Origin of the sequence: Kutzneria chonburiensis (genome assembly GCF_028622115.1) — a bacterium.
In the GTDB taxonomy this organism is placed as follows: Bacteria; Actinomycetota; Actinomycetes; order Mycobacteriales; family Pseudonocardiaceae; genus Kutzneria; species Kutzneria chonburiensis.
In genome coordinates this window covers 4,377,942-4,403,479 of record NZ_CP097263.1, presented here as the reverse complement: position 1 = coordinate 4,403,479, position 25,538 = coordinate 4,377,942, and the positions used below count along the sequence as shown (strand labels likewise).

Genomic DNA, 25,538 nt, shown 5'->3' with positions numbered 1-25,538 from the left:
CGGTGACCTATGCGGGTTGGCCGGTCATGACTGGTTGGCCGCCGGGATGCGGCTCGGGTTGAACGCCTCCTGGATCCAGTTCGGGTAGGCCGTCGGCGGCCGGCTGACCTCGTCCAGATCGGCGAGGTCCTGGTCGGTCAGGGTGAGGTCGCTGGCGGCGATGGTGTCGGTGAGCTGGTCGAGGCGGCGGGCCCCGACGACGACGCTGGTGACGGCCGGCTGGGCCAGCAGCCAGGCGATGGCGACCCGAGCAGGGCTCACCTCGTGCCGCCCGGCCACGGCCCGCAGCACCTCGACGATCTTCACGCCGCGCTCCACGTCGAACTGGACGAAGTCGCCGCCGACCTTGGCCCGGCGGCTCTCCTGGTCGGTGGCCACACCGCCGCGGTCGACCTTGCCGGCCAGGAAGCCGCCGGCCAGCGGGCTCCACACGGTCAGGCTGACGCCCTCGTCCAGCGACTGCGGGGCCAGGTCGCGCTCCACGTCACGAGAGACCAGCGAGTAGTGCACCTGGTTGGCCACGAACCGGGCCCGGCCGTCACGGGCCGAGATGCCCAGCGCCTTGCTGACCTGCCACGCGGCCAGGTTGGAGCAGCCGAGGTAGCGGACCTTGCCCTGCCGCACGGCGTCGTCCAGCGCGGCCAGCGTCTCCTCCAGCGGCGTGATCGGGTCGAAGTTGTGGATCTGGTACAGGTCCACGTAGTCGGTGCCGAGCCGGCGCAGGCTGTCCTCCAGCGCGCGCATGATGTGCAGCCGGGTCAGGCCCTGGTCGTTGGGGCCGGGGCCGACCGCGGCGAGCAGCTTGGTGCCCAGCACGACCTCGCGCCGGCGCTTGCCGATGGCCCGGCCCAGCAGCTCCTCGGACTCGCCTTCGGCGTAGACGTCGGCGGTGTCGATGAAGTTGACGCCGGCGTCCAGTGCCGTGCCGACGACCCGGTCCACCTCCGGCTGGCCGAGGGCGCCGATGTTGCTGAACACCGGGTGGTCCTTGCCGCCGAAGGTCATGGTGCCGAGGGAGATCTCGGAGACCCACACGCCGGTGCGGCCGAGCTGGCGATATTTCACGGGACTGGTCCTTTCGAGTGACGTCCCGTTCGACACTACACAGTGTCCGGACACTGTGTAGTGTCCGGCCGCGCGGACGTGCACTAGGTTCTGCCCATGCCTTCGATCACCCGCCGCGCGCCGAACCCCGAGCGCCGGGCCTCGGCCGACGCGGAGATACTGGCCGCGACGCGGCGGCTGCTCGACGGCGGCGCGACGTTCACCGAGCTGGGCGTGCAGCACATCTCGGCCGAGGCCGGCGTGGCCCGCTCGACCTTCTACGCCCACTTCAAGGACAAGACGGCCCTGCTGCTGCGGCTGGCCGGCGACATGGTGGAGACGTCGTTCGGCGTCGCGTCGGCGTGGGAGCCGGACAGCGGCGTCGCCGGCCTCACCGAGGCCTTCCAGCAGGTGGTGGCGATCTACCGGGACAACATCACCATGGTCTTGGCGGTCGCGGAGGTCTCGGCCTACGACGCGACCGTGCGGGACTTCTGGTCCGGGCTGATCGCCCCGTTCAGCGCGCGGACGGTCCAGGTCCTCGAACAGGAGCAGGCCGCCGGCCGGACGCCGTCGAGTGTCGACGTCGTCAACGCGACGCGGGTGATCGTGATGGGCGGCGAGAAGGCCATCGTCGACCACGTCCTGGCCGGGGATCCCGACCAGGACGAGGCCTTCGCGCGTGAGCTGGCGCTCATCTGGTGGCACGGCGCCTATCGCCGGCCCTGACGTCACATGCGCGTCATACTTGCCTCTATTCGGCACATCCGGACCGCATGTGACAAAAAATAGGGCTTACATCTTGGCCGCGCCGGACTTGATGGCGGTGCGGATGCGGGAGTACGTGCCGCAGCGGCAGATGTTGCGGATCTGGTCCAGGTCGTCGTCGGTGATGGCCCGGCCCTCGGCCCTGACCCTGTGCACCAGGGCGACCGCGGTCATGATCTGCCCCGGCTGGCAGTAGCCGCACTGGGCGACGTCCTGCTCGAGCCAGGCCTCCTGCATGGGATGCAGCTCCGCGCCGACGGTCGCCGGCAGGCCCTCGATGGTGGTGATCTCGTCGTCGGCCTTGATCGCCGACACCGGCACCGAGCACGGGTTGAACGCCTTGCCGTTGATGTGCGAGGTGCAGGACTTGCAGACGTTGAGCCCGCAGCCGTACTTGGGGCCGGTGACGCCGAGCAGGTCGCGCAGCACCCACAGCAGCCGGACGTCGTCGGCGACCTCGACGGTGACCCGCTCGCCGTTGAGCACGAAGGTGTGACTGGACATGCGGCGGGTCTCCTCAGGAGTCGAGGCCGTTGGTCGGCGAGGGCGGCGTTGACGGCTCGGTGGGGTAGGGCTCGAAGCCGAGCGTGCCGTGGTTGATCGGGAAGTACGTGGGCATCTGGCCGACCGCCCGGGCGTAGGCGCAGGCCACGGCGGCCATCGACGGCGCGACCGCGAGCTCGCCGGCGCCGCTGGGGTTGCCGCCGCTGGGCGCGATCACCACCTGCATGTCCAGCGGCGTGTTCCACTGCCGGGTGTAGAAGTAGTTGTCCCAGCTGCCTTCCAGGGGGATGCCGTCCTTGATGTGCAGGCTGGACGTCAGCGCCATGGCGATGCCGTCGTTCATGCCGCCGATCATCTGTGCCTCCAGCCCGCGCGGGTTCACCGCGAAGCCGGGATCCACGACGATCAGCGCCTTGGTCACCCGCGGCCCGGTGACGCCGTCGGTGACCGGTCGGTTGACCGTCTCCGGCCGGCAGTCGATCTCCACCAGGCAGCACACCGCGGCCTGGTACTCGGAGTGCACGGCGATGCCCTGCGCCACGCCCTGCGGCAAGGCCCTGCCCCACTGTCCAACTTGGACGGCCTTCTCGAAGACGGCCTTCAGCCGGTTGTCCCTCAGGAAGGCCCGCCGGATCGCCACCGGGTCCTTGCCCATCTTCTTGCCCAGCTGGTCGACCACCAGCTCCTGCGCGGTGACCACGTTGGGCGAGTAGATGTTGCGCATGCTGCCGGTGTTGAACTTGAGCGGGATCTCGTTGAGCAGCTGGGTGGTGACGCCGAAGTTGTACGGCGAGGACTGGGTCAGCAGGAAGATCGACTCGGCGAAGCTGAGGTTGCCGGCGATCGGCAGCTTGGCCGCGAACGAGGTCAGCATCTCGCCGAGGCCGTGGCTGAACTCGGTCTGCACGCTGGTGTGCCGCTGCTCGTAGCTCACCACGTTGCCGAGCGTGTAGGTCATGCGCACCCGGGACGTGCACATCGGGTGGGTGCGGCCCTGCCGGAAGTCGTCGGTGCGCGACCACATCAGCTTGACCGGCTTGCCCATCTTCTGCGAGATCTCCGCGGCCTCGGCGGCCACATTGTGGAACAGGTGCCGGCCGAACGAGCCGCCGCCCTGGGCCACGTGCACCTTCACCGCGCCGACCGGCAGGCCCAGCTGGGCGGCGATGTCCTCCTGGGCCACGATCGGCACCTTCAGACTGGACCAGATCTCGGCCGAGTCCGAACGCACGTCGGCGATGGCGTTGTCCGGCTCGAGCGGGCTGTTGCTGGCGAACGCGAAGGTGAACTCGGCGTCCAGCACCTCGGTCAGCAGGCCCGGCACCAGCATCGGCAGCTGGGCCTTCTTCAGCGCTGCCAACACAGTCGCGTCCGAGTGACCGTCCACTGTGCCTGGTCCCCAGCTCACGTCCAGCGCGCGCAGGCCGTCGATGCACTGGCCGAACGTGTCGGCCCGCACGGCGACGCCGTTGGTCACCGCGGCGACGTCGGTGACGCCGGGCATGGCCAGCACCGCCGCCTTGTTGTTGACCGAGCGGACCGTGCCGTTGATCGTCGGCGGCCGGCGGACCATGGTCGGCTTGGCGTTGGGCACCTGCATGTCCATGCCGAACGTCTTGCGCCCCATGACCGCGTCGCGTGCGTCGATCCGGTTCTGGGGCGTGCCCAGCACCTTGAAGTCCGAAGTGGACTTCAGCTGCACGGTGGCGGCCTCGATCTTGGAACTCGCCGCCGCCACGGCCAGCGAGGCGTAGGTCGCGGTCCGGCCGGTGGCGTCGCTGATCACGCCGTCCCGTGTGGTCAGCGAGGACGCCGTTGTGCCCCACTGCTTCGCGGCGGTCTCGACCAGCCGCTGCCGGGCCACCGCGGCGGCCGTGCGGACCGGGGTGTAGATGCTGCGGACCGAGTTGGAGCCGCCGGTGAGCTGGTTCATCAGCAGCTCCGGCCGGGCGTCGGCCAGCGTCACGGTGACCTTGTCCAGCGGCAGGTCCATCTCCTCGGCCACCATCATCGCCACGGCGGTGGTGATGCCCTGGCCGACCTCGGCCCGTGGCACGGCGAAGGTGGCGCTGCCGTCCCGATTCACTTGCACGGACACGAGATTGGCCGTCGGCGCGGCGGCGAGGTTCTGCAGATCGCCGAGGTCGAAGATCTCCTCGGGCTGCGGCAGGGTGGGGACGGCGGCGTCGGCCCGCTGCGGATCGATCCACTGCACCGCGACGGCAAGCGTCGGTGCGGCAAGGAGATACGCGAGGAACCTACGGCGACGGAGGTCTTCGGCCATGGCGCGGAGTGTGTCACCCATCACAGGGGGTCGCCATGACCGACGTGCCTACTTCTGGCGTAGTCAGACTGTGCACGATGCACAAGCGCCGCAGGCGCGGCTCGCTGCCCGGGTTGGCGCCCGCACCTGCGGTCAGGCCAGCGGCCCCGGCGGCAGCAGCCAGGAGGCCTTGAGCGCCAGGGAGAGCTCCAGGTGCGGCACGTCGGACAGGTCGTTGCCGGTGACAGCCTCGATACGGGCCAGGCGGTTGATCACCGTGTTGCGGTGGCAGTGCGCGAGCTCGGCGGTGCGGCTGACCGAGCCGGCGGTGGCGACCCAGGCGGCCAAGGTGTCCAACAGGATCCGGCGCTCGCCGACCGGGATCTTGAGCAGCGGCCCGAGCCGCAGCCGGATGAGCTCCTCGGCCAGTTCGGGCGAGCTGAGCACGAGGGCCTCGGGCAGCCGGTCGGCCAGCGCGGCGACCTCGACCCGGCCGGGCTGGATGGAGCGACGGGCCAGCGTCGCCTGCCGGTAGGCGACGTCCACGTCGGCCAAGCCGTGCACCACCAGCGACACCCCGGCCGGCGTGGTCAGCGCATCGCGCAGCACCTTCAGCACAATGCCCAATTCGGGTGAATCCAAGGAGAGTAGGCCGACGAGCGTGTGGGCCCGGAGCTGCCACGCGGAGTGGATGCCGTGCTCGGCCAGCACCTGGCCGACGGCGGTCGAGGCATCGGCGACGACGACGGCGTACGGACCGTCGACCGGCACGCCGATGATGCGAGCGGCCTCATGGGCGAAGGCGAGATCCTTGGCGCGTCCGCGAAGCAGGCCCTCCCACAGCGTCGCCCGCCGCTGCTCGTCGACGCGCACCAGCTGCCGCTCGGCGGCGTGATAGGCGGCGGCCACGTGCGCGGACGTGGAGTCGACGACCTCCCACAGCCAGGTCGCGATCTCCAGCAGCCCCTCGGCATCCACGCTGCCGTCGGACCGGGCCTGGTCGACCAGCGCCTGCCACAGCAGCCGGCCGCCGAGCCGGAACGAGCGCAGCACGTCGTCCAGCGGCATGCGCTGCTCGGCCCGGCGACGGCCGGTGCAGCGGGCCGCGGCGTAGAACTCCTCGGCGTCCTCGTCCCGGCCGATCAGCCGGAGCACGCTGGACATGTTGTCGTGGCAGGACCGCCGCAGGTCGTCGTCGGAGACCACGCCGACCCGGCGGTAGCCCGGGTTCTGCTCGGCGATGACCAGCACCAGCTGGTCGGCCAGCGCCGGCACCCGCTCCGCCACACCCGCCGCCAGCGCTTGCGCCGCGCTCTCGTCCATCTCAGTCCTACTGTTCCTCAGGCCCGCAGGCGCAAAGCCAGCCACAACTCCGCGCGTGTGTCGGCGGAGTCCAGGTCCCGGCCGAGCAGCTGCCCGACCTTGGCGAGCCGGTGCCGCAGCGTGTGCCGGTGCACGCCGAGCGCCGCCGCGGCCGGGTCCCACTGGCCGTTGTGCGCCAGCCAGGCCCGCAGCGAGGCGATCAGCTCGCCACGGCCGGTCGCATCGTGTTCAACGAGCGGGGCGAGCAACCGGTCCGCGAACACGCCCGCGACTTGTGGATCCACCAACGTGAGCACGCCGTCGTCGGCCAGCTCGGCGAACCGCACGACCGGCACGTCGGCCCGCACCGCCGCGGCCAACGCCCGCTCGGCCTGCCGCAATGCCCGATCGAGACCGCCGTACTCGGCCGGATCGGAGACGCCGACGTTCAGCCCGGGCAACGCCACCTCGTCCGCGACGATCAGCAGCAGCGAATCCCTGTACGGCGCATGGAAGGCGTCGCTGTCCTCGGCCCGGTCGACCGCCGCCTGCCGAGCCCGCGCCGGCCCCGCCGCCAGCAGCACCCGCACCGGGGCCGCCGGCAGCTCGCCCCACAGATCGGCGGCGATCTCGGCCACCAGCTCCGTCTCCCCGGCCAGCAGCAGCCGCAGCAGCCCGCCGCGCAACCTCCGGGTGGCCGCCTCCACGGCGTGCGGCCGCTCGAAGCTGACCGTCAACAGCGAGGCCGCGGTGGTCAGCACCTGCTGGTCGGCCGGCGTCAGTCGAGTGGCCCGGCCGACCGCGAGAAAGCCGCGGATCCGCTCGCCGGCCCCCAGGGTCTGCACGGTGATCTCGTCGCCGTCCAACTCGTAGGTGAGGCTGGCCGGCCCGGCATGGAACCGGGGGAGTTCGGCGCGGAGCTTGTCGAGCACCGCACTGTCGCCGGCCAGCACCTGCCCGCGCGGATCGAGCAGGACCGCCCACGCGTCGAGGCGACGACTCAGCTGCCGGGTAACACCCGTAACGCCATTGGGTCTTACAGCCGCCGAAGTGAGCGCCCGCTGCGCCTGATACGCCCTGGTCACGGCGGCGTACTCGGCGGCCGCGACGGCCTTGGCCACGGCTTTGCTGATCGCGATGAACGGCACCGGCCGCGGCACTTCGATCACCGGCAGGCCGACCGCGGCCGCCGCCTTGATCACCGCGGCGGGTACCGATGCGTGGGTCAGCCCGGTACCGAAGCCCAGCCCGGCGACCCCGGCCTCGTGCAGCCGCCCGATGTAGGCCGCGGCCCCGGAGCGCACCCACAAACCCGTGGTCAGCAGCAGTTCGCCGCCCTCGAGGAACGCCGTCGGATCGGCCAGTTCGCTGGTGTGCACCCACTGCACCGGCCGGTTGAGGTGCTCGGCCCCGGCGCGCACGACCAGGCCCAGTTCGGGCCGGTCGACCAGCGCGGCGAGAGTGGGCGTCACTCGGCGGTCCTCGACAGTTCGGCGAACAATTCGGACTGACTTGTCCAAACAGGCTACTTGGCCGCGGCGGTCCCGCCAGACCACCGTGAACCATCCGCCCTGAGGAAACCGGAGCCGCCCGTGAGCACGTCCGACCTCGATCAACCGCCGCGCAAGCTGGCGTCCACCCTGCAACGCCGCCACCTGTCCATGATCGCCATCGCCGGTGTGATCGGCGCCGGCCTGTTCGTCGGCAGCGGTGCCGCGATCAAACAGGCCGGTCCGGGCGCGCTGCTCGCCTACGCGGTGTGCGGCCTGCTGGTGGTGCTGGTGATGCGCATGCTCGGCGAGATGTCGGCCGCCAACCCGGAGACCGGCTCCTTCTCGGCCTATGCCGACCGCGTCATCGGGCCGTGGGCCGGCTTCACCATCGGCTGGCTGTACTGGTTCTTCTGGGTCGTCGTGCTCGGCGTCGAGGCGACGGCCGGCGCGACCATCGTGCACCGCTGGCTCCCCGAGGTGCCGCAGTGGACGTGCGCGCTGATCCTGATGGCCCTGCTCACCGTGACCAACCTGTTCTCGGTCCGCTCGTACGGCGAGTTCGAGTTCTGGTTCGCCTCCATCAAGGTCGCCGCCATCGCGGTGTTCCTGCTGGTCGGCATCGTGGCCATCCTGGGGCTGCTGCCGGGCTTCCCGTCGCCCGGCCTGTCCAACCTGACCGGGCACGGCGGCTTCCTGCCCAACGGCGCGTCGCCGGTGTTCGCGGCCATGCTGGTGGTGGTGTTCTCCTTCTTCGGCGCGGAGATCGCCACCGTCGCCGCCGGCGAGTCCGAGGACCCGGGGCACGCCGTGCGGTCGGCGGTGCGCTCGGTGGTGTGGCGGATCATCGTGTTCTACCTGGGGTCCATCGCCATCGTGGTGACCCTGCTGCCGTGGGACGACGCGGGCGTGGCCAAGAGCCCGTACGTCGCGGTGCTGGACCGGATCGGGCTGCCGGCGGCCGGTGTCGTGATGGACGTGATCGTGCTGACCTCGGTGCTGTCCTGCCTCAACTCCGGTCTGTACACCGCTTCCCGGATGATGTTCTCGCTGTCCAACCGGCGTGACGCCCCGCAGTTCCTCGGCCGCATCGGAAGGACCGGCGTGCCGACGGCGGCCGTTCTGGTGTCCACTGTGGTCGGTTTCATCACCGTGGTCTTCAACTACGTCTCGCCGGACAAGGTGTTCCTGTTCCTCACCAACTCCTCCGGCGCGATCGCGGTGTTCGTGTGGCTGGTGATCGCCGTGTCCCAGCTGCGCATGCGGCGTCAGCTGGAACGGGACGACCCGGAGCGGTTGACCCTGCGCATGTGGGGCTACCCGTACCTGACGTGGGTGTCGATCGTGGCGATGATCGTGCTGCTCGCCGGCATGGCCTTCGACGCCGACGCCCGCTCGCAACTGCTGCTCAGCCTGCTCGTCGGCGCGCTGGTGCTGGTCGTCAGCTTCGTCCGGCACCGCGCCCGCGTGTCCGTATAGGAAGGGAATCCCAGTGGCTACCCCCACTCTCGCCCGGCACCTCGTCACCGAGATCCCGGGCCCCCAGTCGCAGGCCGCCCAGCAGCGCCGGTTGCGGACCGTGGCCGCCGGCGTCAGCAGCGGGCTGCCGGTGTTCGTCGAGTCGGCCGGTGCCGGGCTGCTGCACGACGTGGACGGCAACACGTTGGTGGACCTGGGTTCCGGCATCGCCGTGACCAGCGTGGGCAACGCCGCGCCGGCGGTGGTGGCGGCTGTGCAGGAACAGGTCGCCAAGTTCACCCACACCTGCTTCATGGTCACGCCGTACGACGCCTACGTGGACGTGTGCGAGCAGCTGGCCGAGCTGACGCCGGGCTCGCACGAGAAGCGGTCGGCCCTGTTCAACTCCGGGGCCGAGGCGGTGGAGAACGCCGTCAAGATCGCCCGGCACGCCACCGGGCGGCAGGCGGTCGTGGTCTTCGACCACGCCTACCACGGCCGCACCAACCTCACGATGGCGTTGACCGCCAAGAACATGCCGTACAAGCACCGGTTCGGGCCGTTCGCGCCCGAGGTGTACCGGCTGCCGATGTCCTACCCGTTCCGCGACCCGGCCGGCCTGACCGGCGAGCAGGCCGCCGCCCGCGCGTTGGACCAGCTGGAGAAGCAGGTCGGCGCGGACAACGTGGCCTGCGTGCTGATCGAGCCGATCCAGGGCGAGGGCGGCTTCGTGGTGCCGGCGCCGGGCTTCCTCAAGGCCGTCGCGGACTGGTGCCGGGCCAAGGGCGTCCTGTTCGTCGCCGACGAGATCCAGACCGGCTTCTGCCGTACCGGCGCGTGGTTCGCCAGCGAGCACGAGGGCGTGGTGCCCGATCTCGTCACCACGGCCAAGGGCATCGCCGGCGGCCTGCCGCTGGCCGCCGTCACCGGCCGGGCCGAGGTTATGGACGCCGTGCACGGCGGCGGTCTCGGCGGCACCTACGGTGGCAACCCGGTGGCCTGCGCCGCCGCGCTGGCGTCGATCGGGATCATGCGGGACGAGGACCTGAACGCGCGGGCCAAGGCCATCGAGGAGATCACGCTGCCGCGGCTGCGCGAGCTGGCCGCCGGCATCCCGGCGATCGGCGACGTGCGGGGCCGGGGCGCGATGCTGGCCGTCGAGCTGGTCAAGCCGGGCACGTCCGAACCGGACGCCGAGCTGACCGGGCGGATCGCGAAGGCTTGCCACGCAAGGGGAGTCGTGGTGCTGACCGCCGGAACGTACGGCAACGTGCTGCGCCTGCTGCCGCCGCTCGTGATCCCGACGGATGTCCTGAACGACGGCCTTGACGTCCTCGCTGAAGCGATTCAGATCACGATAAGGTAACGGCGAGTCGCCGCAGTGATCGGGTCACCGGTCCACCCCGTAATGCCGGATAGCTATTCGTATCCAGGAAAGGTGGTCGGACCGGTGATCTCTCGCGCGGTGCGCAAGGCCGCCGTCCTCGTCGTTATCGGGATCAGCGCCGTGCTGCCGCTGTCCGGCTGCGCCATCGGCCAGTCGCAGGCGGCTACGCCGCCCGGCCAGGTGGACCCGAACAACCCGTTGGACGTCGGCACCCAGGTCACGCAGAGCCAGTGGGGCCCGGTCGGCCCGGCCGACCGGCTGATGCTGGTGAAGGTCGCGCTGGCCGGCTCGTGGGAGCTGCCCAGCGGCGAGATGGCGCAGACCATGACCAACAACCCCTCGGTCCGCACCGCGGGGCAGCACCTCATCCAGGGCCACACCCTGCTCAACAAGATGAACGTGCAGATCGCCCAGCAGCTCGGGGTGACGATTCCGACGAAGCCGCTGCCCGAGCAGCAGGGCTTCCTGACCAACATGCAGAACGCCCAGCCGGGCATCGACTTCGACCGGGCCTTCGTCGGGCCGCTGCGCGACCAGCACGGCTCGGTCTACCAGCTGCTGTCGCAGGTGCGGGCCGGCACCCGGAACTCGCTGATCCGCGACTTCGCCAACCAGTGCATGACCACCGTGCTCGACCACATCACCGTGCTGGAGCAGACCGGCCTGGTCAACTACAGCGCGCTGGCCTCGCCGACCGCGCCGCCGATCACCCCGGTGACCACCGCGGCGCAGATCACGTCCAACAACAACAGCAGCATCGGGGTGTTCGTCATCGCGGCGCTGATGGCCGGCGGCGCGATCCTGATCCCGATCATGCGGCGCAACAACGGCGGCAAGCGGAGGGCCGGGTCCGCGATCCCGGAGTGACAGCGCTTAGATTGTCAGGCGTGAGTGTCGACGCCCTGCTGCTGCTGTCCTTCGGTGGTCCGGAGGGACCGGACGACGTCCGGCCGTTCCTGGAGAACGTGACCAGGGGTCGGGGCGTGCCGCCCGAGCGGCTCGACGAGGTCGCCCAGCACTACCTGCACTTCGGCGGCGTCTCCCCGATCAACGGGCTCAACCGGGACCTGATCGAGGGGATCCGCGCGGCCCTCGCGGCCGCCGGCGTCGACCTGCCGGTCTACTTCGGCAACCGCAACTGGCATCCGATGCTCGAGGACACCGTCGGCGAGATGATCGCCGACGGTGTTCGTCGTGCGCTGGTCTTCCCGACCAGCGCCTACGGCGGCTACTCGGCCTGCCGCCAGTACGACGAGGACATCCTGCGGGCCCGGGCCGCCGTCGCCGACCCGCCCGAGCTGGTGAAGTTGCGCCAGTACTTCGACCATCCCGGCTTCGTGCTGCCGTTCGCCGACGCCGTGCGTACGGCCGCCGCCGGCTTCGACGACTTCCGGCTCGTGTTCACCGCGCACTCCATCCCCAACGCCTTCGACGCCACCGGCGGGCCGTCCGGGCACCTGTACTCGCAGCAGGTCGCCGAGGCCGCCCGGCTGGTCGCCGCGGAGCTCGGCGTCACGGAGTACGACGTCGTGTGGCAGTCCCGCTCCGGGCCGCCGCAGGTGCCGTGGCTGGAGCCGGACATCGTCGACCACGTGGATGCCCTGCACGCCAAGGGCGTGGCCAACCTGGTGGTGTGTCCCGTCGGTTTCGTCAGCGACCACCTCGAGGTCGTGTGGGACCTGGACACCGAGGCCCGTGAGCGGGCCGAGTCGTACGGCATGGGCTTCGCCCGCGCCGCCACCCCCGGCCCCGACCAGCGCTTCGCCGACATGGTCGTGGAGCTGGTGCGTGAGCACGTCGACGGCGTCGAACCCCGCAAGCTTTCGACGTTTTCGACACTTGGCTGCACTGTGAACGGCGAGTTCTGCGCCGTCGCGTGCTGTGAACCACCGGCCCGCCGTCCTCGGTAATGCCTGATCGGGCACGGCACTTAGGGCCAGAAATCGCCGAATTTGCCGAGGCCGCCTCGACCCCGGGCGCCGGCTTCTGGTGAACTTCGGCAACCCTGCACGGAGATGGGAGCTCACATGGGGAGAAAGCGGATCATGGCGGCGGTCGGTGCCGTCGCCATGCTCGCCACGGGTGTGACCGCTTGCAGCGGCGGCTCCGGCAGCGACGGTTCGGGCGGCGGCGCGCAGTTCAACGCGGCCGTCAGCAAGGTGTTCAACGCGTCCGACGCCAAGGGCGGCACCATTCGGATGGCCAACCCCGGCGACTGGGACTCCCTGGACCCGGCCGATTCGTACTACAGCTACGAGTGGGACTTCTCCCGGCTGTTCGGCCGCAGCCTGCTCACGTTCGCCCCGCAGCCCGGCCCGGCCGGCGCCAAGCTGGTCCCGGATCTGGCCACCGACCTGGGCAAGTCCAGTGACGATGACAAGACGTGGACCTATCACATCCGGACCGGCGTGAAGTTCGAGGACGGCTCGACCGTGACGTCCAAGGACGTGAAGTACGCGGTGGAGCGGTCGTTGGACAAGACCGTGTTCCCGGACGGGCCGACGTACTTCAACGACTACCTGGATCTGCAGGGCTACACCTCGGCCTACAAGGACACGTCCAAGGACAAGCTGGGTCTGAAGGCCATCGAGACGCCCGATGACACCACGATCGTCTTCCACCTGAAGTCGGCGTTCGCCGCGTTCGACTACTTCGCCATGCTGCCGTCGACCATTCCGGTGCCGGCGGCCAAGGACACCGGCAGCGAGTACAAGAAGCACGTGGTGTCCAGCGGGCCGTACATGTTCGGCGACAACAACCTGGGCAAGAGCTTCACCCTGGTCCGCAACCCGCACTGGGACCAGCAGACCGATCCACTGCGCAAGGCGCTGCCCGACAAGTTCGAGGTGGCCCTCAACACCAACGCCGACGACATCGACCAGCGCCTGATCGCCGGCGACCTGGACTTCGAGGTCAGCGGTGTGGGTGTGCAGGCCGCCGCCCAGGGCAAGCTCTTGGCCGACCAGAAGCAGAAGGCCAACACCGACAACCCCGCCAGCGCCCGCCTCTGGTACACCGCGATCAACGGTGACGTCGCGCCGCTGGACAACGTGCACTGTCGGCGGGCCGTGGAGTACGCCACCGACAAGACGTCCTACCAGGCCGCGTACGGCGGCAGCATCGGCGGCGACATCGCCACCAACCTGCAGCCCCCCGTCATCCCCGGTGCGCAGAAGTTCGACCCGTACCCCACCCCCAACAACGCCGGCGACGAGGCCAGGGCCAAGCAGGAGCTCGAGGCCTGCGGCCAGCCCACCGGTTTCAGCACCAACATCTCGTACCGCGCCGAGCGCCCCCGCGAGAAGGCCACCGCCGAGTCCCTCCAGCAGTCCCTGGCGAAGGTCGGCATCAAGCTCACCATCAAGCCCTTCCCCCAGGGCGACTACGGCAAGCTCTACGCCGGCAAGCCCGACTACGCCAAGAACAACTCCCTGGGCCTGATGATCTTCGGTTGGCAGGCCGACTGGCCCGAGGGCTTCGGCTACTTCAGCCAGATCGTCGACAGCCGCGTCATCCGCGCCTCCGGCGGCAACAGCAACCTCGGCGTCAAGGACCCCGAGGTCGACCAGCTGGTCGACAAGGCCGCCATCACCGAGGACTCCACCGCCCGCCAGCAGATCTGGAGCCAGGTGGACCAGAAGGTCATGGACGACGCCTACATCCTCCCCGGCCTGGTGGCCAAGTCCCTCCTTTACCGACCCGCCAGGGGCACCAACCTCTTCGTCTCCGACGGCTACGGCATGTACGACTACGCCGCCGTAGGCGTCAAGAAGTAGCGATCCACTGATCACGCCGGGGGCAGCTTCCATCGCCCCCGGCTTTTTCATAGCCACCCCACAAATGGCAGGCAAACCGCGTAGCAGCAACCCCCACATGCCCATCAGGAAGCAGGACCCCCCACCCAACGCAAGCGCCCCAACGAAAGCAACCACCCGACTCAAACCCACCAGTCGACGCGCCCACGGTGCCAAGGGGCAAGGCCGCGACGGCCCCGTAGTCTGTCCACCCGTGGTCTAGCCGTCGTGGCCGCGGCAGCGGCGCCGCCAGGCCCGTGGCCCTCGCTGACCGACACCTGGTGCTCGAAAGCTTGGAGAGCTCCCTAGAACGGCGGTTCCTCAACAGGCTCCGGCTTAGTCGTGTAGGTCAGCCCCCACCGCGTCTCCAGCGTCGTCGTGCCATCGTCCGCGATGGTCACCTTCGCCTTGGTCGCGTGCTTGTACCGATGATGCTTTCGATCCAACGGCCCCAGATTCGTCCCGGTCGACTTCCCCTCCGGCCAAGCGACGGCGTGATCGATGTCGCAGGACCGCGAGGGATGCGAGCAGCACGGCATCACACACGTCCTGTGCCGGGTCCGGATGAACCGGTCCACATCGGCCTTCGGCCGGTAGATCTCCGGGCTGTACTCCAGCAGCTGCCCGGCCTCGTCGGTCAGCAGCCGGTGAAACACGGTGCCCGGGTGGGACATCAGCTCCCGAACAACCGGCGCCGGGATCAACTGACCGGCGTCCAACTGGCCCGGCCGCTCATCCACACCGAGCAAGGCGGTGATCGGCACAGTCACCTGAATCAACGGCTTCAAACCAGCAGTCTTCGGGTCCTCAAGGATCAACCCCGCCATCACATCCGCACGAACCTCATCGATCGTGCGCCCGTTTTTCGTTTCCTGTTGGGCGATCCGATCGATCTTGGTGTACATGGCCTGGGTGATCTCGGCGGGTTGTTGGCAGGCCAGGGTGGCCATGCTGTCTTCTTCGTCGTAGATGACGACTTTGCGGTTGCGGCGGGCTTCTTCCCGCTTGAGGAAGTGCAAGGCGGGATCGGCCCGTTGCAGCCGGCCCAGCGACGAGCGGCGGAGTTGTTGCGGCGTGCGGCCGGCGGCGGTCGCGAGGGTGGCGCTCACCACCCGTTGGGCGAGCTCTTCGGGGTAGAAGCGGGTCGGGTCGACGATGGCGTGGGCGGAGCGTTCGCTGATGATGCCGGCGGCCATGGCGTCGATGACGTCGGGGAAGTAGGTCTCGACGCGGGTGGCCCAGTCGACGTAGTCCTCGGCGTTGGAGGGCGAGAGCTGTAAGGCCATGGCGAGGTCGGTGGCGACGTATTCGTCGGTGGCGATCTCGGCGGTGAGGCGGAGTTGCTCGGCGGCGAGTGCTCGTTTCTGGTGCTCGATCTCGATGATACGAGCGACTTTCCTGTCCATACCAGCAATTCTACGCCCGCGCAAAGATCGACTCGATGTGTGAGTATCGCTCGATAGAGTGAGAAACCGTTGGCAGGCAATGACTTTCGGTCACGAAAGCTGTGAGTGTTGCGGTGCAAGGAAAGAGAGTTGCGGGATGGCGCTGTCGGTGAGGGGTTGTCGCGGAGGGCGAAGGGCATTGTGCATGCAGGGGAAGCGAATGGGGGTGCGCGACCACCTTGGCGGCGTGGCGAAAGGTCTTGTGGCGCAGGGCGAATGTCGTGGCGGGACAACAGGAGCCGTGAGACAAGAGGCGATGGTCGGTGTCGAGCAGGTGGCTGGGTACGGCTTCGCGGCTGGGGGCAGTGGCCGAAGGGCACGGCTGGAGCGGGATAGCCGGCGAAGGCAGTCATGGCGGACCGTGCCGGGAAGGTCGCCCTGGTTGCAAGGGTCGCCCGAGTGACAGGGGTTCGGGAAGTGGCGGGGAAGGTGGTCACGGTGCAACAGGCGGAAGGCCGCGCGGGCGGCTGCGGTGTCAAGGGCGGAGCGGCGGCGAGGGCGGCCGAGGTGTCCGGGTGCAACAGGCGGCGAGGGCGGTCGAGATGCCTGGGAGGCAGTCGGCTATGGCGGCTGCGGTGCGAGGGATGGCGCAGGCGGCTGGTGCGAGGGATGGCGCAGGCGGCTAGGGTGCGAGGGATGGCGCAGGCGGCTGGGGTGCGAGGGATGGAGCGGGCGACCGAGGTGTCAGGGGTGGCGTGGGTGGCTGCGGTGCGAGAGATGCAGCGGGCGGCTATGCGGCTGGGGTGCGAGGGATGGGGCGGGTGGTCGAGATGTCGGGGTGGCGCGGCTCGAGGACGTCAGGGAGTCTCTAGCCCCGGACCGGGCAATAGATCTGGATCGAACCCTCGAACTCCCGTACGGCCAGCCGGGGCAACGCGGGCAGCGGGTCGGCCGACCGTAGGTTGCGCACGGGCTGGCCGGCGACGCTGAACGTGGCGCCGTGGCAAGGGCAGACCAGGGTGTCGCGCTTGTCGTTGAGCCCCAGCCGGCACGCCATGTGGGTACACACCGACGACACAGCCCGGAGCCGGCCCGACGTGCGCTGAACGACGCCAACCACGGCACCGAGGTCGAACTCGCGGACGGCGCCCTCGACGAGGTCGGTGCTGGCGGCGACGGTGGCCCACGTGCCGTGGGTGGGCATGATCTCGGTCTCGGGGGCGGCGACGACGGGCGTGGTGTCGCCGCCGGACGCGACGGCCCGGTCGGCGACGATGCCCACGGTGAAAGCCCCGGCGGCGGCGGCCGCTACCTGCAAGACCCGGCGGCGACGGCTCGTGTGAGCACGAGGCTGGGAGTCGCCGGTGACGCGGTCCCGCAGCTGGCTGACGAACTCGGGACTGGGCTCGTCGGCCCCGGGACGGGCAGCCGCCAGCTCGACGGCGGTCCGCACCACGGCCTCGTCCTCCTCATCGGCCTGGAACGGACGCGGCCGGCGCTGCCCGAGGAGATCGTCGACAAACCGCCGGGCATCACGTTTCATCAGGTCATCCCTTCCTCGGGATGGAATAGCACGGCAGGTTACAACGCTGGGCGCCGACGCCGGATTTCACGGACCCACAGCACGCCGATCAACAGCAGGCACAGGACTTCGGCCAGCACGCTGAGCAGGGCGTCGGGCGCGGGGTCGAAGCCGCGCTCGGTGAAGCCGAACACGCCAACCGTTCGTGACAGAACGAAGCCGAACAGCGCACCGGCCGCCGCGCCGGCGGCGAGCAGCCGCAGGACCACGGGCGCGGCGAAGAGCAGCAGCGCGGCGACGGCGAACGACACGGCGGCCTGGAGCAGGAACATGGGGCCGATGTACGGGATGACGCGGTAGCCGCCCAGGTACAGCTTGGCGTGCACGAACCCGGTCTCGGCCAGGGTGGCGACGATGGCCAGTCGAATCAACACGCTCACGTGAGCCGCTCCTCCTTCAAGGCCAGCGCCTGGTCGCCCGTGCGATAGCTGACGCTGCGAATGCCCAACGCGTCCTGGAGCTGCCGCGCCGGCAGGACCTGCGGCGTCGGCTGCGGCGCGGTTCCCGGCTTGGGCAGCGGATACGCCGTCGTGGTCGCGGAATGGAAGGTGATGTTGCCCTCGGTCTTGGTGAACAACTGGTGCACGTGCCCGTTGAGACAGGTCACCGACGAGAAACGCCGCAGCAGGTTGATGACCTGAAGCGAGTCGTCGGTGGTCCAGCCCCACTGCGGATACATCGCGAACAGCGGAATGTGGCTGAACACCACGACCGGCGTGTCCGATTTCACCCCGGCCAGGTCCTTGCGCACGAAATCCAGCTGATCATTGCCGAGGTGGCCGAATTTCTCAAGGGCCAAAGTGTTCACCAGCGCCAGGAAATGCACGCCGTGCGTGTCGAAGCTGTACCAGCCGTCGCCGATCGTGTTGGCCCCGAACGCCTGTCGATACGCCTTGCCACCGTCACCGACGGAATCGTGCTCGCCGGGGACGACGAAAACCCGGTCCGTACGGGCCGTCGACAGCATCTGCTTGACCTGGTCGAACTGCGCCGGCGTCGACAAATGCGTGAGATCGCCGGTGTGCATGACGAAGTCCGGGCGAAACCCGAGCGAGTTGATGCGATCCAGCGCGTGTTCGAACGACGCCGTGACGTCGGTGTTCGCCGGCCCGGTGAAGCCGATGTGGCTGTCGGACACCTGTACGAACCTCAACGTGTTCGGATCGGACGCGGCCGTGGCGTCGGTGGCGAGGCTGCTGATGACCTCGCCGCCGACGACGCTGAGCAGCACCGCGCCGCCGAACCAGCCGGCGTGCCGCATCAGCTGCCGCCGGGTCATGCCCTCGGGCCCGGCCTCCTGCTCCTCGATGGGCTCCCTCACGGCGTCACCGTCACGACGGCCGTCATGAAGGGGTGGATCGTGCACAGGTAGTTGAAGGTGCCCGGCGTGGTGAACGTGAAGCTGAACGTGTCGTTGGTGGCCATGGCCGGCGAGTTCAGCGGCCCACCCGAGCCGGTGCTGGTGACCGTGTGCGCGTCGCCGTCCTTGTTCGTCCACGTGACCTTGGTGCCGACCTTCACGGTGAGCGAGGCCGGTGAGAAGGCGAAGTTCGTGATGGCGACCGTCGTGCCGGACACCGGCGCGGCCGGCGCCGACGCCGCGGCCGAGGACGACGGCATGTCCATTCCGGGCATCGACGTCGAACCGGAAGCGCCCGGCATACCGGCGAGGCTGCTGTTCGGTGACGTCAAGGCGGGCCCAGGCGCGCCGCACGCGGAAATCAGTCCCACGGTCCCGACGAGCGCCATAGCGGCGACTTTTCGTTTCGAGATGATTGGCATGCCCATGAATACGCCACCGAGTTACACCCGGGAAAGAGACCGCCGAAGACGGCTGCGGAAGGCATCGCTCGGTGTCACACCACGACAGCCGATCAACTCGATGGCCGCCCGCAAACAGCAGGCATCATCCGCCGACGCCGCGAACGCACGCGGCCGACGGTCGTCGAGCAGACGGTTCACGTACCGGTCGACCGGGCGTCTCATTCCGAATCCGCCGGTCTGAGTTCCGACCATTCCGGGTCGAGTCCGGCGGCTTTGCGCAGCGCCCGATGCTGCAACACCTTCGCATTCGTGACGGTGATGTCCATTTCCGCCGCTGCCTCGCGGATGGAGTAGCCGTGCAGAAAGCGCAGCACGAGAATGCGCCGGTGCCGTTCTGGCAGGGCGGCCAGGATGCGGGTGGCGTGGTCGATGGCCTTGTTCGAGGACTGGCTCGACGCGGGCTGGGCGAACGCGTCCAGATCGGTGGCGTCCACGTCGATCAGGGTGACCTGGCGGCCGAGCGTGCGCTGCCAGTGCCCGGCCAGCACCGTACGGGCCGTGGCCAGCAGGTAGGCCCGCACCTCGCCGATCGTGGCCGACGGCCGCAGTGACTTCAGCGCGGCCACGAACACCTGGGAGGTGAGGTCCTCGGCGTCCGGCCGGTTGCCGACCTTGCTGTGCATCAGCCGGTAGAGCCGGGTGACGTTGTCGTCGTAGATGGCGTCCCAGCTGGGGTAGACCGCGGTCGGCAGCTGGACGGGCTTGGCCTCGGGCGCTCCGCTGTCCACGGGCCGTTGCGGACCGCCGTCACCCGCTTCACCGTCGCCTGCCATCTTCCGTAGCCGCCCCATGCGCTACCGCCCCGTGTTCTTCCGGAGGTGCCCCGCCCCATCACCTCTTGATAGGCCGAGGGGTTACGCCGGGTGCGCGCGGCACTGATCGTAACTCTGACCGCTATCTCGGTGACGTGCAGCAATTGACGAAGACAATGGCCAGCGCACTGGCGGCGGCCGCCGCCATCGTGCTCCTCCCATCGACGGCTGACGCCGCCACGGCCGGCGGTTTCGAGATCGCCTTCCAGGCCCCGTCGGCCCGCCTGACCGAGATCAACCCGGCCGGCCAGGTGACCACCACTGCCTCGGTGATGGCCGCGCAGTCCAGCGTGTCGCTGGCCGCGTTGCCCGATGGCAGCTTCGACGAGGCGTTCGCCGCGTCGGACCGGACGTTGTGGCTGGCCAACAGCGTGTCCGGCGGCAGCCAGGTGAAGCAGACGGCCTGTAGCCCGGCACCCTTCCCGGTGACGCCCGGCACCAGCCCCAGCGTGACGATCAGCTCGACCAACGCCGTGGAGATCGAGTTCTCCGAAGGCGGCGAGGAGAACGGCCTCAACATCCCGATCCACAATGGAGTGTGCAGCTTCTCGCACGGCGACATCGCCGACGGCACCAGTCCCGTGGTGGCCCCGGTGCCCGGGCCGCTCGGCGGCGGCTTCGTCTCGGCCTGGGTGGGCAAGGACGGCCTGGTCCGGTTCAGCGAGCCCAACCAGGCGGCGCACATCGCCGGCCAGGGTTTCCCGGCCGCGCCCGGCACCAGCCCGGCCATCGCGGTCAACGCCGCCGGCCAGGTTCGGGTGGCCTACCACGACAGCAAGAACCGGCTGACGACCGTCACGGCCAAGCTCGGCATCTTCCCGGGCGCCACCGACCAGACGCCGTCGGTGCTGGCCGCCAACACCAGCCCCAGCCTCGCGGTGCTGCCCGACGGCACCTTCGACATGGCCTTCACGGCCGGCGACGACACCGTCTGGGTGGACATCAACGGCAACGGCCACCGGCTGGAGAGCGGCCTGACCGCCGAACCCGGCACCAGCCCGGCCATCGCCGTCGACGCCAACAGCAACTGGGAAATCGCTTTCCACCACAGCGGCGACCACCACCTGATCACGTTCGACTCGGCGTCGACCAAGCGGGACACCGGCCAGCTCGTGGCCACCGGCACCAACCCGGCCATCGTCGCCCTGGCGCCCGGCGCGACGCCGCCCGGCCCGGCCCAGGTGACGCTGACGCTGAACCGGCAGCCGACCGTCGGCGGTTTCATCCCGTTCAGGGGCGCCTACCCGCCGTTCGGCGTGACCCGGCCCGGCACGGCCAGCTCGATCACCTTCCCGGCCTCGGGCTTCCGTGACACGACGCTGCTGTTCGTGAAGCTGCACCACTCGACGTCCGAGTGCGGCGACCCGAACGCCGTGGTGGCGCTGCCGGAGGGCGCGACAACGACGCCGACCCAGATGACCGACATCTTCGGCTCGTCGACGCCGCCGTTCTCGCCGGGCAGCCCGCTGAACGCGGTGGTCTGCTTCAGCGGTCCGAACCCGACGCCGGACTTCATCAACCTGCCGATGAACGTGAAGTTCAGCTAGCGGCTCTTGTTGGCGTGCTCGCCGAGCACCCGGACGGCCTCGTCCACGGCGGCACACCGGGCCCGGCGCACGGCGTCGAGAAGCGGCCGCAAGGCTTCTTCTCGGCCCCGTGTGGCCGAGGCCGACATGGCGCCGCCGGGGGAGTCGCCCGCCGCGACCTCCAGGATCGCGGCGACCTCGGCCGCCCGCTGGAGCACCCGCAGCGACCGCGCCGGCATGCCGGCCGGCCACAACGGCGTGGGCTGGGCGGCCATCACCGACTCGATGTCCTTGCGGACGTTGGGCCGTTCCCGGGCCACGTCCAGGTCCACGAGCGTGCTGGCGGCCTCGCGCATCGCGCCGGCCAGCGCGTGCTCGGCTTCACCCAGCGGGATGTGCTCCGGCGGGGTGATCTCCGGGTGGTCGAACACCGTCCAGCGGATCACCTGATCGGCCACCAGTCGCGGCACGATGCCCAGTCCGGCCTCCGGCAGCACCATGGCCTGCCCGGCGCGCACGGCGGTGGCGCTCAGGGGACCGTTGCCGCCGAGTCCACGGGTGTCGCCGGGCACGGGCAGCACCAGTCGGCCGTCGCCGGCCTGGGTGCGCCGCAGCGCCGCCAGCAGCATGGCCGGGGCGGCCGGCATCTCATCGGGGCCGGGCAGGTCGAGCGCGGTGGCGGTGCCGTCGTCGTCGGCGACCACCTCGTGCAGCTCGGCCCAGATCTGGAGGGCGTCAAGGACATCGTCGGCCGCGGCCGCGCCGTGCAGCCAGGCAGAGGTCCAGACGACCAGCGTCGCACTCGGACAAGACACGCCTACCGACATTACAGAGGCGAAGACGGTCAGCCGGTCGGACCCACCCGCCGGATCAGCAGTTCGCGGAACATGTGCTCATCGGACGGGAGCGCGAAAGCGCGGTGCGGCACCGCGTACACCGGGCCGTGGGCCCGCGCGCCGAGCCGCAGCACGATGCCGTGCTCGGTCTCCTGCCAGCTCTGCAGCGAGGACCAGGCCAGCTCGTCGGGCAGGCCCATGCCGTGCATGCGCAGCGCGAACTCGTCGGCGGTGGCCCGCACGCGCTGGTTCGCCGACAGGGTGTCGCGGTAGAGCAGGCTGGCCTGCCACGGCACGCCGACGGCCACCGCGGCCGCCGCCACCAGGGTCAACACCGCGGCCGAGGTGTTGTCGGCGAGCAGCAGGAAGGCCGCCAGGATCACCAGGCAGACCGCGAACGCGGGAGCCCACCGGACCGCGGGCGCGACGGCCCGCAGGGCATCGCGGCGATCGGCCGCTTCCGGCTCCCAGGAGAACTCGACGCGCACGGGCGCCTCCGTTATCTACGTCACACTGCGGATGCGACAGTCTGCTCCGGAAGAGTGATCGATTGCCACTTCGGCGCGCCGGGCGGTTGTCCAGGTTCGCCGAGCGTCATCACATCACACTGTCCGTAATAGAACTGACAACGGTTCGCATTCTCGTTCGCGCTGTATGCTCCCGGCGCGGCTCTGCTGGGGCAGGTGGTGGAAAGGTGCACGCGGCGAACGGGGTTCCGCTGCGGGTCGAGGTGCTGGGACCGGTGCGGGCGCTTCTCGGGGATCGCGAGATCGCACTGGGTCCCCCGATGCAACGCGCCCTGCTGGCTTTGCTGGCGCTGCGCGCGAATCGCGCCGTCGGACGCACGGAGCTGGTCGATGCCCTGTGGGGCGACGACCCGCCGACCACGGCCGGCGGCAGCGTCTCCACGTACCTCTCGGCCCTGCGCCGCGCCCTCGAACCCGATCGGCCCAGTCGTGCGCCCAGTGCGCTTCTGGTCTCGGCCGGCGCCAATTCCGGTTACCTGCTCCGGCTCGAACCGGGCGCGCTCGACTGCGACCGGGCCGAGCAGCTGCGCGAACGGGCAAGAATCGCGCGAAGCTCGGGCGATCTTCACGGCGCGGTGGTCCAGCTCCAGTCGGCGCTGCGGCTGTGGCGGGGGCTGCCGTTCGACGGCATCTCCTGCCCGTTCGTCGCGGGCGAACGGGCCCGGGTGGACGAGCTGCGGCTGGCCACCGTGGAGTCGCTGGCCGACGCGCTGATCGCGCTCGGCCGCAACGACGACGCCGTGGCCGAGCTGTCGCCGGTCGTGCGCCAGCAGCCGCTGCGCGAACGGCCGCGGGCGCTGCTGATGACCGCCCTCTACGGCGCCGGCCGCAAGGCCGACGCGCTGGAGGTGTTCGAGGACGCTCGTCGCGTGCTGGTCGACGAGCTGGGCATCGAGCCCGGCCCCGAGCTGCGGGACCTGCACCGCGACCTGATCGCCGACAAGCCGGCCGCGCCGGCGCCGACTGCCGCGCCGATCAGCACCGGCGCCATCACCACGCCCAAGCCGGCCCAGCTGCCGCACGACGTGCCCGGTTTCACCGGACGGGTGCAGGAATTGGCCCAGTTGGAGGACGTGCTGGTCGGCGGCGACCGCACGGTGGCCGTGATCTCGGCGATCGACGGCAGCGGCGGCATCGGCAAGACCGCGCTGGCCGTGCACGTCGCGCACCGGGTGGCCGAGCAGTTCCCCGACGGGCAGCTCTACGTCAACCTGCGCGGTTTCGACCCGCAGCAGCCGCCGCTGCAACCGGCCGCCGCGCTGGGGCAGCTGTTGCGCGGCCTGGGCGTGGAGGCGTCGGCGATCCCGGCCGAGACCGACGAGCAGGCCGGCCTGTACCGGAGCCTGATCGCCGGTAAGCGCATGCTTGTGTTGCTGGACAACGCGGCCAGCACCGACCAGGTCCGGCCGCTGTTGCCGGGCAGCCCGAGCTGCTCGGTGATCGTCACCAGCCGCAGCCGGCTGGGCGGGCTGGTGGCCCGGGACGGGGCCCATCGCGTGACGTTGGACGTGCTGGCCGAGCCGGAATCCGTGGAGATGCTGGCGGCCGGCGTCGGCAAGGCACAGATCGAGGCGCAGCCGGAGGCCGCCGCCGAGCTGGCTCGGCTGTGCGGGCATCTGCCGCTGGCGCTGCGGATCGCCGCCGCGCAGCTCAACGACCGTCCGCATCTCGACCTGGACGATCTGTGCCAGGAGCTGGCCGATGAGCGGGCTCGGCTGGACGTGCTGGCCGTTGACGACGAGAGCACTGCCGTCCGGGCCGTGTTCTCGTGGTCGTACCACGCCTTGAAGCCGGAGCCGGCCCGCATGTTCCGCATGCTCGGGCTGCACGCTGGCACGGAGATCAGCGTCGCCGCCGCAGCGGCCCTGGCCAACGTGCCGGTGGTGCGGGCGCGGCGGCTGCTTGACGTCGTGGCCAGTGGGCACCTGCTGGAAGGCGTTGGCCGCGACCGTTATCGCTTCCACGACCTGCTGCGCGTCTACTCGGCCGAGTGCGCCGCCGAGCACGACAGCCGGGCCGAGCGGATTGGCGCGGTCAGCCGGCTGCTGGACTTCTATCTGCACACCGCCAACACGGTCGACGAGATGCTGGCCCCGTTCCGGCGGCGTTCCGAACTGCCGCCGCCCGTGCCCGGTGGGCAGCCGGCGACGTTCACCGACGGCAGCGCCGCGTTGGCATGGTGCGAGACGGAGTTGTCCAACCTCGTCGCCGCGACCGCGCAGGCCGCCGAGCTCGGCGACACCTACCACGCCACCGGGATTCCCGGGGCCATGTGGGCGTTCTTCGCGCTGCGGACGCCGTGGCCGGAGTGGATCAGCAGTCACCAGACCGGTATCGGCGCTGCGGTGGCTGCCGGCGACCGGTACGGCGAGGTGCGGCTGCTGATCGGACTCGGCTACTGCTACAACGAATTGCGCCGCCACATGCAGGTGTTGGAGTGCATGGAGCGGGCGCGGATCGTCTACGAGCCGCTGTCCGGCGGGCCGCTGGACCACGTGGTCGGCGGGGCGCTGGGGTCGGCGTACTTCTGGGCCGGGCGGGTCGACGAGGCGTTCGAGCTGACCAACCGCGCGTTGGCGGTGAGCCGGGAGAACGGCGACCGGTGGAGCGAGGCCTGGGCGTTGAGCCACCTCGGCTCGTACTGCCGGGTTCTGGGGCGGTACCAGGAATCCGTGGCCAACTTCGACCGGGCGCTGCGGCTGTTCGTGGAGATGGACGACCGGGCCGGGGCGATCAAGGTGTATCGCGAACTGGGCGAGGCGCACCGGCATTTCGGCAAGCTCGACCGGGCCGCCGACTGCTTCCGTGGGGCGGTGCGGCTGTTCCGGGAGTCCGGCGGCCGGCCGGGTGAGGCGTGGTCGCTGCACGAGCTGGCCAGCGTGCTGCACGAGGACGGGAAGCTGGCCGAGGCCAAGGAGTCCTGGGAGCAGTCGCTGGCCATTCTCGAGCAGGTCGGCGACCATCGGGTGGAGCAGGTGCGCCGCCGTTTGGCGGCAATCGACGCGGCGGCCGGGGTGCGGCGGGCCGGTCGCTGAC

At 70.1% G+C, this 25,538-nt stretch carries 22 protein-coding genes; 9 read left to right on the top strand and 13 right to left on the bottom strand.

Annotated elements, in window-relative coordinates; genetic code table 11:
• Positions 1-24 precede the first annotated feature (24 nt).
• Entirely contained in the window at positions 25-1,065 is a 1,041-nt protein-coding gene (locus M3Q35_RS19560) for an aldo/keto reductase (protein ID WP_273943333.1), read from the bottom strand.
• Between the two features lie 96 nt (positions 1,066-1,161).
• Between M3Q35_RS19560 and M3Q35_RS19555 the strand changes: the two genes are divergently transcribed.
• Complete coding sequence (locus M3Q35_RS19555) at positions 1,162-1,773, top strand: TetR/AcrR family transcriptional regulator (protein WP_273943332.1); 612 nt, start codon at positions 1,162-1,164, stop codon at positions 1,771-1,773.
• Positions 1,774-1,839: 66 nt separating this feature from the next.
• Here the strand turns inward: M3Q35_RS19555 and M3Q35_RS19550 are convergent, their stop codons facing one another.
• The 4 genes from M3Q35_RS19550 to M3Q35_RS19535 form a co-directional block, all read right to left on the bottom strand.
• Positions 1,840-2,316: a (2Fe-2S)-binding protein gene (locus M3Q35_RS19550; protein WP_273943331.1), complete on the bottom strand. Its 477-nt coding sequence runs from the start codon at positions 2,314-2,316 to the stop codon at positions 1,840-1,842.
• Positions 2,317-2,329: 13 nt separating this feature from the next.
• On the bottom strand, positions 2,330-4,600 hold the full coding sequence (locus M3Q35_RS19545) for a molybdopterin cofactor-binding domain-containing protein (RefSeq protein WP_273943330.1): 2,271 nt from the start codon (positions 4,598-4,600) through the stop codon (positions 2,330-2,332).
• Positions 4,601-4,732: 132 nt separating this feature from the next.
• Positions 4,733-5,902: a PucR family transcriptional regulator gene (locus M3Q35_RS19540; protein ID WP_273943329.1), complete on the bottom strand. Its 1,170-nt coding sequence runs from the start codon at positions 5,900-5,902 to the stop codon at positions 4,733-4,735.
• Positions 5,903-5,919: 17 nt separating this feature from the next.
• Positions 5,920-7,353 carry a PucR family transcriptional regulator gene (locus M3Q35_RS19535; RefSeq protein ID WP_273943328.1) on the bottom strand — a complete coding sequence of 478 codons (1,434 nt, stop codon included), beginning with the start codon at positions 7,351-7,353 and terminating at the stop codon, positions 5,920-5,922.
• A 189-nt stretch (positions 7,354-7,542) separates the two neighbouring features.
• On the opposite strand from M3Q35_RS19535, the gene M3Q35_RS19530 reads away from it, so the two are divergent.
• The 5 genes from M3Q35_RS19530 (at position 7,543) to M3Q35_RS19510 (ending at position 13,992) form a co-directional block, all read left to right on the top strand.
• Positions 7,543-8,850 (top strand): amino acid permease, encoded by a 1,308-nt coding sequence (locus M3Q35_RS19530; protein ID WP_273944400.1) that lies wholly within the window; start codon positions 7,543-7,545, stop codon positions 8,848-8,850.
• Positions 8,851-8,863: 13 nt separating this feature from the next.
• Complete coding sequence (gene gabT / locus M3Q35_RS19525; protein WP_273943327.1) at positions 8,864-10,195, top strand: 4-aminobutyrate--2-oxoglutarate transaminase; 1,332 nt, start codon at positions 8,864-8,866, stop codon at positions 10,193-10,195.
• Between the two features lie 84 nt (positions 10,196-10,279).
• Entirely contained in the window at positions 10,280-11,083 is an 804-nt protein-coding gene (locus M3Q35_RS19520; protein ID WP_273943326.1) for a DUF4142 domain-containing protein, read from the top strand.
• A gap of 20 nt (positions 11,084-11,103) precedes the next feature.
• Entirely contained in the window at positions 11,104-12,126 is a 1,023-nt protein-coding gene (locus M3Q35_RS19515; RefSeq protein WP_273943325.1) for a ferrochelatase, read from the top strand.
• Between the two features lie 117 nt (positions 12,127-12,243).
• Positions 12,244-13,992, top strand: a complete 1,749-nt coding sequence (locus tag M3Q35_RS19510) for an ABC transporter substrate-binding protein (RefSeq protein WP_273943324.1) — start codon at positions 12,244-12,246, stop codon at positions 13,990-13,992.
• Positions 13,993-14,315: 323 nt separating this feature from the next.
• Here M3Q35_RS19510 and M3Q35_RS19505 read toward each other — a convergent pair whose 3' ends face one another.
• From M3Q35_RS19505 to M3Q35_RS19485, 5 genes are all read right to left on the bottom strand, one after another.
• Positions 14,316-15,440, bottom strand: coding sequence for an HNH endonuclease signature motif containing protein (locus M3Q35_RS19505; RefSeq protein WP_273943323.1), 1,125 nt, complete (start codon positions 15,438-15,440; stop codon positions 14,316-14,318).
• Between the two features lie 823 nt (positions 15,441-16,263).
• Positions 16,264-16,938: a Rieske (2Fe-2S) protein gene (locus tag M3Q35_RS19500; protein ID WP_273943322.1), complete on the bottom strand. Its 675-nt coding sequence runs from the start codon at positions 16,936-16,938 to the stop codon at positions 16,264-16,266.
• Between the two features lie 38 nt (positions 16,939-16,976).
• On the bottom strand, positions 16,977-17,357 hold the full coding sequence (locus tag M3Q35_RS19495) for a hypothetical protein (protein ID WP_273943321.1): 381 nt from the start codon (positions 17,355-17,357) through the stop codon (positions 16,977-16,979).
• On the bottom strand, positions 17,354-18,298 hold the full coding sequence (locus tag M3Q35_RS19490; protein WP_273943320.1) for a metallophosphoesterase family protein: 945 nt from the start codon (positions 18,296-18,298) through the stop codon (positions 17,354-17,356). The genes M3Q35_RS19495 and M3Q35_RS19490 overlap by 4 nt, the downstream gene beginning before the upstream one ends.
• A complete protein-coding gene (locus M3Q35_RS19485) occupies positions 18,295-18,597 on the bottom strand; it encodes a plastocyanin/azurin family copper-binding protein (RefSeq protein ID WP_273943319.1) in 303 nt (100 codons plus the stop codon). Before M3Q35_RS19485 ends, M3Q35_RS19490 begins: the two co-directional genes overlap by 4 nt.
• Between M3Q35_RS19485 and M3Q35_RS19480 the strand changes: the two genes are divergently transcribed.
• Positions 18,485-18,982: a hypothetical protein gene (locus M3Q35_RS19480; protein WP_273944760.1), complete on the top strand. Its 498-nt coding sequence runs from the start codon at positions 18,485-18,487 to the stop codon at positions 18,980-18,982. The genes M3Q35_RS19485 and M3Q35_RS19480 overlap by 113 nt on opposite strands.
• On the opposite strand, the gene M3Q35_RS19475 is transcribed toward M3Q35_RS19480, so the two are convergent.
• Positions 18,960-19,529, bottom strand: coding sequence for an RNA polymerase sigma factor (locus M3Q35_RS19475; RefSeq protein ID WP_273943318.1), 570 nt, complete (start codon positions 19,527-19,529; stop codon positions 18,960-18,962). The genes M3Q35_RS19480 and M3Q35_RS19475 overlap by 23 nt on opposite strands.
• A gap of 188 nt (positions 19,530-19,717) precedes the next feature.
• On the opposite strand from M3Q35_RS19475, the gene M3Q35_RS19470 reads away from it, so the two are divergent.
• Positions 19,718-21,160, top strand: a complete 1,443-nt coding sequence (locus M3Q35_RS19470) for a hypothetical protein (RefSeq protein ID WP_273943316.1) — start codon at positions 19,718-19,720, stop codon at positions 21,158-21,160.
• Here M3Q35_RS19470 and M3Q35_RS19465 read toward each other — a convergent pair.
• Positions 21,157-21,954 (bottom strand): hypothetical protein, encoded by a 798-nt coding sequence (locus tag M3Q35_RS19465; protein WP_273943315.1) that lies wholly within the window; start codon positions 21,952-21,954, stop codon positions 21,157-21,159. The two genes, M3Q35_RS19470 and M3Q35_RS19465, sit on opposite strands and share 4 nt — an antisense overlap.
• Positions 21,955-21,983: 29 nt before the next feature.
• Positions 21,984-22,463, bottom strand: coding sequence for a YcxB family protein (locus tag M3Q35_RS19460; RefSeq protein WP_273943314.1), 480 nt, complete (start codon positions 22,461-22,463; stop codon positions 21,984-21,986).
• A gap of 206 nt (positions 22,464-22,669) precedes the next feature.
• Between M3Q35_RS19460 and M3Q35_RS19455 the strand changes: the two genes are divergently transcribed.
• On the top strand, positions 22,670-25,537 hold the full coding sequence (locus M3Q35_RS19455) for an AfsR/SARP family transcriptional regulator (protein ID WP_273943313.1): 2,868 nt from the start codon (positions 22,670-22,672) through the stop codon (positions 25,535-25,537).
• The last annotated feature ends 1 nt before the right edge of the window (position 25,538 follow it).